Raw genomic sequence first — 7637 nt, forward strand, 5'->3', positions numbered from 1 at the left:
GAGCGGGTTGTGCCCCACGTCCCCTCGGAAGCGCGGTGGGAAGGGGGCCTTCACGCGCGAAAGGTCAGGAAACGGCGCTCGAAGGAGCCGAGAAGGTGTTGCAGTCGGCGATCCGGTTGTTGCTCGCACCGGCCCGCCACCACGACGCGTAGTGCGCGTTCGTCCCGTGGTCCTGGCTGCGCGAGGTGTTGTCGCCGCGGGTCTCCTGGTCGTTCCAGGCCTTGTTGTACATGTCCCTGGTGACCGTGCCGCCCTGGTCCACGTGCGCGCCGAGGAACATCCCGGAGAAGCACTGCGCCTGCAGTTCCTTGCGCCGCGACATCTCCAGCCCGGCCGGGCTGTTCTGGCCTGCGTCGTAGATCTTCTGCCAGGCCGCGTCCATCAGCCCGGCGACCTCCTGCACGTGATGTCCGTACTCGTGCGCGAAAAGGGCGAGGTAGACGCCGGGGTTGTTGCCGTACTGGTCGGTCTGCAGACCGCGGAACGGCACGTAGAGGTTGTTCTCGCAGTAGTACGCCGCCGTCGCGATGCCCACCTGGATGGTGCCGCATTCGGTTTCGAAGCTGGCCCCGGTCGGGAAGTGCAGGGCGGGCGGGGTGAACGGCAGGTCGTAGGCGTCGAGGAACGGGCCCCAGGCGTTGTCGAGGCATTTGCCGGCCGCGGTGAAGAACGCCTCGGCGGCCTGCTGGCTGCTCTGCCACTGCGGCAGCGTGCAGACCCGGTTCTGCAGGCCGGCGTTCGGGTCCTGGAGGATCGGGTGGTCACCGAGTTTGAGGATCTTCTGCGGCCCGCTAGACGAGGACGGCGCCTTGGTCGGCGACGACGGGAACGGGTTCGTCGACGACGAGGGCGACGAAGACCCGCTCGGCGGCAGTCCCGCCTGCGAAGGCGTGTTCGGGAGGGTGCTGTAGCCCGCGTTCGCTACGTGATCGGAGTCGTCACGATTGAGTGAAACGATCGCGACCAGGCCGAGGACCAGGACGGCGACCGCGCCGAGGCAGATACCGATGATCGCGCCCACAGACCGGCGCGGCGGCGGAGGCGGGAAGTGGTGCGGCGCGCCGTGCCACTGGGCAGGGGGTTGGCCGTGCACCGGCGGTGGCTGGACGGCGCCGCGTGGCGGCCACTGGCCGTGGGGCGGTTGCGTCATCAAGTCGGTCCCGGTGGTTCTAGGGGCGAACCGGGGGCACCCGGTCCGATGTTCAGCATAACGAGCTAACGGCGTCCCTACCCACAGCTCGGCTGCAGAGGGTATCGAGCGTGAGGCGAGCGGTCACCCATCAGTGTCGTCACCCCAGCTCTGGCTGGGTGTCGGACCCTCTGGAAGAGTGTTCGTAAGCAACGTGAACGGGTAAGGGGCTGTCGCATGACGGAGACCGGCGGACCGTCCGGGCCGGAAGGCACCGAGACGCCGAAGCCGCAGGCGGGGGAACCAGCACAGTCGCAGGCGGGGGAACCAGCACAGCCGCAGGCGGGGGAACCAACACGGCCGCGGGCGGACACACCGGCGCAGCCGCAGGCGGACCCGCCGACGCCGCCGCGGGGGGAAGTGCCGCCGCCACCGGCGCCGGAGCAGCAGTGGCAGTCACCCTCCGGGGCGACACCGCCGCCTCCGCTGCCGTCGTACCAGCCCCCGCCGCAGCAGCAGTACCCGAACTGGAAGGTCGGTCTCGGCAGGCCCGGTGTCATCCCGCTGCGCCCGCTGAACCTCACCGACATCCTCGACGGCGCGGTCACGGCCATGCGCAGGTACTGGCGGATGGTCTTCGGCGCGGCCGCGGTCACCGCCGTGCTCACCGCGGCCATCAACCTGGTCGGGCTGCTGCTGGTCGACACCACCGCCGATCTCGAACAGATCCGTGATCTCGGCCCGGCGGCCACCGATCAGGAACTGATGAACCAGATGCTCGGCATCCTCGGCGGAACGCTGGCGACGTCGTTCATCACCCTCGTCGCCACCCTGCTCGGGACGACCGTGCTGACCGGCTTCTTGACCGTCCTGATGGGCAAGGCCGTCCTCGGCAAACCGGTCACGTTCAAAGAGGCCGCGAAGGAGGCGGCGCCGCGGCTGCTGCCGCTGCTCGGGCTGACCGTGCTCTACACGCTGGCGATCCTGGTCGGGGCGGTCTTCTGCCTGCTGCCCGCGATCATCCCCTACACCTTCTGGGCGCTGGCCAGCCCGGCGTTCATCCTCGAACGCGGCACCGTGATGGAGGCGTTCCGCCGGTCGGTGAAGCTGGTCTCCGGCATGTTCTGGCGGGTCTTCGGGATCCTGTTGCTGGCGTACGTGATCTCGTCGTTCCTGGCGTCGATCATCACGATCCCGTTCAGCTTCAGCGCCTTCCTGTCCATTTTCGGTGATCTGAACCAGATCTACGTCCCGTCGACCGGCGACCTGATCCTGCAGTCGGTGGGCACGGTGATCGCGCAGACGATCGTCGGCCCGTTCAGCGCGCTGGTCACCGTGATCCTCTACATCGACCAGCGGATGCGCCGCGAGGGGATGGACATCGAGCTGGCCCGCGCGGCCGGGATCCAGACGCCGCCCCCGCCGCAGGCATGGTGACTCGCTTCCTCACCGAGGTCCCGGTCGACATCGACCGGGACACCGCTCGGCTGCGTGCCGCCGAGGAGCTCTCGGGGCAGGCCTATCAGGCCGCGAGACCGAGCTGGCTGTCCGAGGCGTTCGAGTGGGTGGTCGAGAAACTGCTGCGCTTCCTCGAAACGGTCAATGGCGTCGTGCCCGGCGGGATCTTCGCCGTGGTGCTGCTGGTCGTCGTGCTGATCGTGCTGGTGGTGGTGATCCGGCTGAAGTCCGGGCCCTTGGCGACGGCGGCGAAGAGCGGGCGAGCCGTGTTCGCCGGGCAGCGCAAGGCCTCCGGCGAACACCGCAAGGCGGCCGAGGAAGCCGCGGCGCGGGGTGACTTCGACGACGCCGTCCGCGAACGGTTCCGTGCCGTGGTGCGGTCCTTGGAGGAGCGGGCGCTGCTCGACGAGAAGTCCGGACGGACCGCCGACGAGGCCGCCATCGAAGCCGGGCGGCTGCTTCCCGACGTCGCCGTGCCCCTGCGCGCCGGCGCCCGGCTGTTCGACGACGTCCACTATGGAGGTATCCCCGCCACGGCGGACGGCTACCGGTCACTGTCCGATTTGGACGAACGCTGCCGTCGTGCCAGGCCCGTCGCCTTGGCGGCCGGATGACCTCGGTTTCGCCCGACGCCCGCCGGATCTGGCGCGGGGTGCGGCTTCCGCTCGCGGTCGTCCTCCTGATCGTGCTGACCGGCACGCTGATCGTGCTCTTCCAGGGCGAGCGGACCACCGGCGCGCTCGAACCGGGTTCCTACGAGCCCGGCGGCGGCCGCGCGCTGGCGACCTTGCTGGAGCGGGAAGGGGTCAAGATCCCGGTCGTGCGCACCGCCGCCGAGGCCAAGGGGGTCGCGAGAGACGCGACGGTCTTGATCACCAAACCCGAGTACGTGCCCAAGAGCGCCTTCGCGGAGATCCGGCAGAGTGCCGAGCGCATCGTGCTGGTGCAGCCGGGCGCAGGCACGGTCGAGGAAGTCCTTCCCGGAGTGCGGGTGAGCGGCCAGGCCGAGACCGAGACCCGCGCGCCCGACTGCGAGGCCGCGGATCCCGTCGCGGCGGGGAGCGCGACGATGGGCGGCCTGAAGTATTCGGCGACGCAGCCGAGGGCGCAGGAATGCTACGGCGGCTCGTATCTCGAAGTCCCGGGTCCACAAGGGACGGTGACCGTGCTCGGCACCGCCGCCCCGTTGACCAACGACCGGCTGGCCGACGAGGGCAACGCGGCGCTGGCGATGCGGGTGCTCGGGAAGCACGAGCGGCTGGTCTGGTACCTGCCTACGCCAGCCGACCCGTCCCTGGAGACCGAGAAGAAGCCGCTGTCCGAACTGATCCCGGCGGGCTGGTCGTACGCGGCGTTGCAGGCCGGGGTCGCGGTGGTATTGCTGGCGTTGTGGCGCTCGCGGCGGTTGGGCCCGGTGGTGACCGAGCCGATCCCGGTCGTGGTCCGGGCGGCCGAGACCACCGAGGGGCGGGCTCGGTTGTATCGCAAGGCGAAGGCCGCCGCGCACGCCGGGGAAACCTTGCGTGAGGCGGCCCGCGCGCGGCTTCGGCCGTTGCTTGGCCTCACCCGCGAAGCCGAACCGGCCGCACTGGTGGAGTCCGTCGCCACGCGGACCGGTCGGTCGCCCGCCGAGGTCGGCGCGCTGTTGTACGGGGAACCGCCCGCGGACGACGCCGCGCTCGTGCGGCTGGCGGACGGACTCGATGTCGTGGAACGAGAGGTGGAGCGGTCTTGAGTAGCGAGCAGTCCAGTATGGACGGTGCGGCCGAAGCCCGGGCGGCGCTGATCGCCCTGCGCGCGGAAGTCGGAAAGGCCGTGGTGGGCAACGACGCGGCCGTCACCGGGCTCATCATCGCGTTGCTGTGCCGGGGACACGTGCTGCTCGAAGGCGTTCCCGGGGTGGCGAAGACGTTGCTGGTGCGGGCGTTGGCGGCCGCGCTGGACCTGGAGACGACGCGGGTGCAGTTCACCCCGGACCTCATGCCGGGCGACATCACCGGTTCGATCGTCTACGACGCGCACAGCGGCGAGTTCTCCTTCCGCGAGGGCCCGGTGTTCACGAACCTGTTGCTGGCCGACGAGATCAACCGCACGCCGCCGAAAACCCAGTCTTCGCTGCTGGAGGCGATGGAAGAGCGTCAGGTCTCCAGTGACGGCAAGACGCGGCCGCTGCCCGACCCGTTCATCGTCATCGCGACGCAGAACCCGGTCGAGTACGAAGGCACGTACCCGCTGCCCGAGGCGCAGCTGGACCGGTTCCTGCTGAAGCTGACCATGCCGATGCCGTCCCGCGAGGACGAATTCGGCATCCTTTCCCGGCACGCGCAGGGTTTCGACCCGCGTGACCTCGGCGCGGCCGGGGTCACGCCGGTCGCCGGGGCCGCCCAGCTCGACGCCGCGCGGCGCGCCGTCGCGGGGGTCACCGTGCGGCCCGAGGTGCTCGCCTACATCGTCGACGTCTGCCGGGCGACGCGGTCGATGCCGTCCGTGCGGCTCGGTGTCTCCCCACGTGGCGCGACGGCGCTGCTGGCGGCGACCCGGGCGTGGGCGTGGCTCGCGGGCCGTGATTACGCCACCCCGGACGACGTCAAAGCCTTGGCACGGCCGTCTTTGCGGCACCGCCTCGACCTGCGGCCCGAGGCCGAACTCGAAGGCGCGACCGCCGACGGCGTGCTGGACCGCGTCCTCGCGTCCGTGCCCGTTCCGCGCTGATGGCCGTCACCGGGCGGCTCGGGCTGCTGGCGCTCCTCGCGGCGCCGGTGGTCGGTTTCCTGCTGCCCTCGTGGGCCGGGATCGGGCTGGCCGCGGCGGTGCTGCTCGTGTTGGTGGTGCTGGATCTCCTGCTGGCCGGAAGTGTGCGACGGCTCCAGTTCGCGCGGTCCGGCGCGACGTCCGTGCGGCTGGGGGAGGAGTGCGAGGTCACGCTGACCGTGGCCAATCCCGGCGGCCGCCCGGTGCGCGCGTGGCTTCGCGACGCGTGGCCGCCCAGCGCCGGCGCGGACGACCGGCACCGCCTCACGTTGCCCGCGGGCGAACGCCGTGTCGTGACCACGCGGCTCCTGCCGACCCGTCGCGGCGACCGGGCGGCGGTCCGGGTCACCGTCCGGTCGACCGGGCCGCTGGGGCTGGCCGCCCGGCAGGGTTCGCACGACGTGCCGTGGACCGTGCGGGTGCTGCCGCCGTTCCACAGCCGCAAGCATCTGCCGTCGCGGCTGGCGCGGCTGCAGCAGCTCGACGGCCGCAACGCGGTGCTGATCCGGGGCCAGGGCACGGAATTCGACTCGTTGCGCGAGTACGTGATCGGCGACGACGTCCGGTCGATCGACTGGCGGGCTTCGGCCCGCGCGTCCGACGTCATGGTGCGGACCTGGCGCCCCGAACGCGACCGGCACGTGGTGCTGGTGCTCGACACCGGCCGTGTTTCGGCGGGCCGGGTCGGGGACGCGCCGCGGCTCGACGCGGCGATGGACGCGGCCCTGCTGCTGGCCGTGCTCGCCGCCCGGGCGGGCGACCGCGTCGACCTCCTCGCGTACGACCGGCAGGTCCACGCCGCGGTCCAGGGATCGTCGGATCTGTTGCCCGCCTTGGTGAACGCGATGGCGCCGCTCGAACCGTCGCTGGTCGAGACCGACGCACGGGGAATGGTCGCGGAGGTGCTGCGGCGGACCCGGCGGCGCGCGCTGGTCGTCCTGCTGACCGGGCTGGACGCGGCGCCACTGGAGGAAGGCCTGTTCCCGGTGCTGTCGAAGCTGACCTCGCGGCACCAGCTGATGATCGCCTCGGTGGCGGACCCGCGGGTCGCCGAGATGGCGGCGGGCCGTGGCGACGCGGAAGCCGTCTACGACGCGGCGGCGGCCGAGCGGGTGCTGGCCGAACGGCGCCAGGTCACCGCGCGGCTGGCGCGGCACGGGGTCGAGGTCGTCGACGCGGTGCCCGAGGACCTGCCGCCGCGGCTGGCGGACCGGTATCTCGCGCTGAAGGCGGCCGGACGGCTTTGACGGTGGGCCTGGCGCCGGCCCGGGGCATGTCGTGAAAGCCACTTTCGCGACATCAGGACCGGCCGGGCTGAACTCGATGGAGTGGTGCAGGTTGGCGGGCGGGTGCGCGGGCGGTTAGCTCGGAAGGAGATCCGGACCGACGCGATTGGGGCCAGATTTGCGCAAGCTCGTGCTGTTCCTCGCGGTGCTCCCGGCGGTGCTGCTCGTGTCACCCGCGTCCGCGCAGCCCGCTGGGACACCCGTCTACCTCGCCGATGGCGGCGGGACGGTCTCCCTGGCCGCGGCCGACGGCAAACTCGCCCTCGCCGACGCGAAAGACGCCAACGCACAATGGGTGTACGACAAGGCGGCGCTGTCCTACAAGCATGTCGCGAGTGGACAGTGCCTGGCGGCGATCAGCCCCGTCGACGGGGTCGGCGTCAAACTCGTGGCGTGCGACGGCAAGGACCGGCACCAGCAATGGCGCCGGAACGCCGGGCTGCCCGGGCTGGTGCTGCTGGCGAACGTGGCGACCGCGCGGTGCCTGACCGCGGAGGCGCCGACCGCCGGATCGCGTCTGTACCAAGAGGTCTGTTCCCTACCTGGACTGTCCAACACCTGGGCGGCCGGTGTCCGGACACTCGCGATCTTGTCGGGGAACGGGCAGCGGCTGTCCACCAAGACGCCCGGTCAGCCGTTTGTGGTACGCGTGATCGGGGAGAACGGTCAGCCCGCGGCCGACGTGCCGGTGAACTTCTTCGTCCGCGCGGCACGGCCGAAGAACGTGCTGGTCTTCGAAGGCGGCGCCGAGACGGCGACGGCCAAGACCGGCGCCGACGGTTCCGCGTCGAGCCCGAAGATCGTCCTGACCGAACCGGGCGAGTTCGAGATCCGGTTCACCGGCAGCGCGAGCCTGGAGGACGGGAACAGCATCACCTTCGAGGGCAGCTGCACCTGCTGAGCTTCGGGCCGGGGCGGGGTGGGGGGGGCGGCCTCCCGGAGGGGGGGGGAGAGGGGAGAGGGGGTTAGCACAACAGCGGGGGCGGGCCAAACCCCCACCACCCCCCCCACCG

At 71.3% G+C, this 7637-nt stretch carries 7 protein-coding genes; 6 read left to right on the forward strand and 1 reads right to left on the reverse strand.

What is annotated here, in order from left to right:
* Positions 1–64: 64 nt before the first annotated feature.
* Positions 65–1150: a neutral zinc metallopeptidase gene (locus tag ACFWIW_RS29940; RefSeq protein WP_378371555.1), complete on the reverse strand. Its 1086-nt coding sequence runs from the start codon at positions 1148–1150 to the stop codon at positions 65–67.
* A gap of 216 nt (positions 1151–1366) precedes the next feature.
* Here ACFWIW_RS29940 and ACFWIW_RS29945 point away from each other — a divergent pair, with 216 nt between their 5' ends.
* From ACFWIW_RS29945 to ACFWIW_RS29970, 6 genes are all read left to right on the forward strand, one after another.
* On the forward strand, positions 1367–2566 hold the full coding sequence (locus tag ACFWIW_RS29945) for a hypothetical protein (RefSeq protein WP_378371556.1): 1200 nt from the start codon (positions 1367–1369) through the stop codon (positions 2564–2566).
* Positions 2560–3201, forward strand: a complete 642-nt coding sequence (locus ACFWIW_RS29950) for a DUF4129 domain-containing protein (RefSeq protein WP_378371557.1) — start codon at positions 2560–2562, stop codon at positions 3199–3201. The genes ACFWIW_RS29945 and ACFWIW_RS29950 overlap by 7 nt, the downstream gene beginning before the upstream one ends.
* Positions 3198–4322 carry a DUF4350 domain-containing protein gene (locus tag ACFWIW_RS29955; RefSeq protein ID WP_378371558.1) on the forward strand — a complete coding sequence of 375 codons (1125 nt, stop codon included), beginning with the start codon at positions 3198–3200 and terminating at the stop codon, positions 4320–4322. Before ACFWIW_RS29950 ends, ACFWIW_RS29955 begins: the two co-directional genes overlap by 4 nt.
* A gap of 17 nt (positions 4323–4339) precedes the next feature.
* Entirely contained in the window at positions 4340–5299 is a 960-nt protein-coding gene (locus ACFWIW_RS29960; RefSeq protein ID WP_240601502.1) for a MoxR family ATPase, read from the forward strand.
* Entirely contained in the window at positions 5299–6585 is a 1287-nt protein-coding gene (locus tag ACFWIW_RS29965) for a DUF58 domain-containing protein (RefSeq protein ID WP_378371559.1), read from the forward strand. The genes ACFWIW_RS29960 and ACFWIW_RS29965 overlap by 1 nt, the downstream gene beginning before the upstream one ends.
* A 157-nt stretch (positions 6586–6742) precedes the next feature.
* Positions 6743–7525, forward strand: coding sequence for a hypothetical protein (locus tag ACFWIW_RS29970; RefSeq protein ID WP_378371560.1), 783 nt, complete (start codon positions 6743–6745; stop codon positions 7523–7525).
* Positions 7526–7637 lie beyond the last annotated feature (112 nt).

Origin of the sequence: Amycolatopsis sp. NPDC058340 (genome assembly GCF_042723975.1) — a bacterium.
GTDB lineage: Bacteria > Actinomycetota > Actinomycetes > Mycobacteriales > Pseudonocardiaceae > Amycolatopsis.

Bases quoted from the DNA above. Each gene is read 5' to 3' on its own strand.
- ACFWIW_RS29940 (WP_378371555.1), bottom strand. From the start codon at position 1,150: ATGACGCAACCGCCCCACGGCCAGTGGCCGCCACGCGGCGCCGTCCAG.
- ACFWIW_RS29945 (WP_378371556.1), top strand. From the start codon at position 1,367: ATGACGGAGACCGGCGGACCGTCCGGGCCGGAAGGCACCGAGACGCCG.
- ACFWIW_RS29950 (WP_378371557.1), top strand. From the start codon at position 2,560: ATGGTGACTCGCTTCCTCACCGAGGTCCCGGTCGACATCGACCGGGAC.
- ACFWIW_RS29955 (WP_378371558.1), top strand. From the start codon at position 3,198: ATGACCTCGGTTTCGCCCGACGCCCGCCGGATCTGGCGCGGGGTGCGG.
- ACFWIW_RS29960 (WP_240601502.1), top strand. From the start codon at position 4,340: ATGGACGGTGCGGCCGAAGCCCGGGCGGCGCTGATCGCCCTGCGCGCG.
- ACFWIW_RS29965 (WP_378371559.1), top strand. From the start codon at position 5,299: ATGGCCGTCACCGGGCGGCTCGGGCTGCTGGCGCTCCTCGCGGCGCCG.